The 2,849-nt window shown below is 70.4% G+C and carries 1 protein-coding gene; it reads right to left on the bottom strand.

All coding sequences use genetic code 11. The features are described from left to right. On the bottom strand, positions 1–2,718 hold a 2,718-nt coding region (gene polA, locus CEK69_RS20025; protein ID WP_152247564.1), incomplete at its 3' end, for a DNA polymerase I. Positions 2,719–2,849: the final 131 nt, after the last annotated feature.

Here is a 2,849-nt window from a genome sequence, read left to right as displayed (position 1 = left end):
CTTCAGCTCCGCCGCGGCGGACATCCGCCCGGTCACTTCCGGCAGCAAGGTGTCGACGAAGCCGGCATCGGCTTCGAACACCAGTTCGTCGTGCACCTGCAGGATCATCAACGCGCGGTCGCGGTGGTCCTGCAGCCAGGCGTCCACGCCGACCATGGCGCGCTTGATGATGTCGGCGGCGGTGCCCTGCATCGGGGCGTTGATCGCCGCGCGCTCGGCACCGGCGCGCAGGCCCTGCTGGCGGGCGTTGATGTCGTTCAGGTACAGGCGGCGGCCGAACAGGGTCTCCACGTAGCCCTGGGTGCGCGCCTGCTCGCGCATGCGCTCCATGAAGTCGCGCACGCCCGGGTAGCGGCTGAAGTACAGCGCCACGTAGTCCTGCGCCTCGCCGCGGCCGATGCCCAGGTTGCGGGCCAGGCCGAACGCGCTCATGCCGTACATCAGGCCGAAGTTGATCGCCTTGGCGGCGCGGCGCTCGTTGCCGGTGACCTCTTCGAGCTTGCGCCCGAACACCTCGGCGGCGGTGGCGCGGTGCACGTCCACGCCGCTGCCGAAGGCGCGCAACAGGCCCGGATCCTCGGACAGGTGGGCCATGATCCGCAACTCGATCTGCGAATAGTCGCAGGCGATCAGCTTGCGCCCGGGCGGGGCGACGAAGGCGCGGCGGATGCGGCGGCCGTCGTCGGTGCGGATCGGAATGTTCTGCAGGTTGGGATCGGAGGAGGACAGCCGCCCGGTGGCGGCGCCAGCCTGGTGGTAGCTGGTGTGCACGCGGCCGGTGTCGGGGTTGACCATCTCCGGCAGCTTGTCGGTGTAGGTGCTGCGCAGCTTGGCCAGGCCGCGGTACTCCAGGATCACCCGCGGCAGCTCGTGCTGGTCGGCGATCGCCTCCAGCGCCTCCTCGTTGGTGCTGGGCTGGCCCTTGGGGGTCTTCAGCACCGCCGGCAGCTTCAGTTCGTCGAACAGCACCGCCTGCAGCTGCTTGGGCGAGTCCATGTTGAAGCTGCGCCCGGCCAGCGCGGTGGCCTTCTGCTGCGCGGCCAGCATGCGCTGGCTCAGGTCCTGGCTCTGCTTGCGCAGCTCGGCGATGTCCACGCACACGCCGTTCGCCTCGACCCGCGCCAGCACCGGCACCAGCGGCATCTCGATCTCGCGGTAGACCCGCGCCAGCGCCGGCTCGGCGTCCAGCTGCGCCGACAGCGTGCGGTGCAGGCGCAGGGTGATGTCGGCGTCCTCGGCGGCGTAGCCGGTGGCGTCGTCGATGGCCACCTGCGAGAACGCGATCTGCTTGGCGCCCTTGCCGGCTACGTCCTCGTACTTGACCGTGTCGTAGCCCAGGTAGCGCCGGGCCAGCGAGTCCATGTCGTGGCGGCTGGCGGTGGAATTGAGCACGAAGCTCTCCAGCATGGTGTCGTCGGCGTAGCCGCGCACCTCCACGCCGTGGCGGCGCAGCACGTGCAGGTCGTACTTGCCGTGCTGGCCGACCTTGGCCTTGGCCGGGTCCTCCAGCAGCGGCTTGAGCATCTCCAGCGCCAGCGCGCGGTCCAGTTGCACCGGCGCGCCGGGGTAGTCGTGGCCCAGCGGCAGGTAGTCGGCGCGGCCCGGCTCGGTGGCGAAGCTGAGCCCGACCAGGTTGGCGCGCATGGCGTCCAACGCATCGGTTTCGGTGTCGAAGGCGAAGCCGTCGGCGGCGCGCAGGCGCACCAGCAGAGCTTCGAACGCCTCGGGTGTGGTCACCGCGGTGTAGTCGCCCTTGGCGGCCAGTGCCGGGTCCAGCGCCGTATCGGCGGCCGGCGCCGCGGCCCGGGCATAGCCGGCGGCGGTGCCGCGCAGGCTGGGCGTCGCCTCGCTGGCGGCCTCCGGCGCAGCCACGCCGCCGTCCAGGTCGCGCAGCGCCTGGGTAAAGCCATAACGCTGGTACAGGCCACGCAACTGCTCCGGCTCCTGTTCGCGCAGGCCCAGGGTGCGCGGGCCGCCGGGCAGCGTCACGTCGGTCTTGATGGTGACCAGCTCGCGGTTCAGCGGCAGGCGCTGCAGCGCCGCGCGCAGGTTGTCGCCGATCTTGCCCTTGATGGAGTCGGCATGGGCGATCACCCCGTCCAGCGAGCCGTACTCGGCCAGCCACTTGGCCGCGGTCTTGGGTCCGCATTTCTCCACGCCCGGCACGTTGTCGATGGTGTCGCCCATCAGCGCCAGCAGGTCGACGATCTGGTGCGGCCAGACCCCGAACTTCTCCATCACCGCCGCATCCGAATCCATGCGGCTGCCGCTCATGGTGTTGACCAGTTGCACGCCGGGGCGCACCAGCTGGGCGAAATCCTTGTCGCCGGTGGAGATGGTGACGTCCAGGCCGTCGCCGGCGCCCTGCAGGGCCAGGGTGCCGATCACGTCGTCGGCCTCGACCCCGTTCTCGCGCAGGATGGTGATGCCCAGCGCATGCACGATCTGGCACATCGGCTCGACCTGCGCGCGCAGCTCGTCGGGCATCGGCGGGCGGTTGGCCTTGTACTGCGGGTACAGGTCGTCGCGGAAGGTCTTGCCCGGCGCGTCGACCACGAAGGCCACGTACTCGGGGCGCTCCTTGAGGGTGGCGCGCAACATGTTGACCACGCCGAACAGCGCGCCGGTGGGCTCGCCGGCGGCATTGGTCAGCGGCGGAAGCGCGTGGAACGCGCGATACAGGTAACTGGACCCGTCGATCAGGACTAATCGGCTCATCGGCCAATTCTACGCTGCGGCGTGTAGCCCCTCTCCCGTCGGGAGAGGGGTTGGGGTGAGGGTGCGGCGCGAAGCGACCCGCTGACCTGGGTTCACGAGGCTGCGCCCGTACCCTCATCCGCCCCTACGGG

This window comes from Xanthomonas sp. LMG 12462 (assembly GCF_009192885.1).
GTDB lineage: Bacteria > Pseudomonadota > Gammaproteobacteria > Xanthomonadales > Xanthomonadaceae > Xanthomonas_A > Xanthomonas_A sontii.
Note: the sequence above shows the minus strand (reverse complement) of the source record. Positions and strands in the feature narration are given on the sequence as shown.